Annotated in this window: 1 pseudogene; it reads right to left on the bottom strand. The window is 67.1% G+C overall.

The features are described 5' to 3' along the window. Nucleotides 1-240, bottom strand: a pseudogene (locus HX866_RS09845) (condensation domain-containing protein); the annotation flags it as partial.

The raw sequence follows: 240 nt of genomic DNA on the forward strand, positions 1-240 counted from the left end.
AGGCTGCCGTGCAAGCGCAGGCCGGCCGGGATGTGATAGGCCGCGCTACCGCCTTCCAGTTGTGCCAGGAACCACAGGCGCTGCTGGGCAAACGACAACGGCAGGACTTGATCACGGGGCACCGCCACGATCGGCGGCTGGCTGCTGCAGACGGCTTCGGCCAGTATTCGGGCCAGCACCGCCAGTTCCGGGTGGGCGAAGATATCCGCCAGCTTCAACTCCACGCCCAGACGCTGACGC

The sequence above is a fragment of the Pseudomonas gingeri genome (assembly GCF_013386165.1).
In the GTDB taxonomy this organism is placed as follows: domain Bacteria; phylum Pseudomonadota; class Gammaproteobacteria; order Pseudomonadales; family Pseudomonadaceae; genus Aquipseudomonas; species Aquipseudomonas gingeri_C.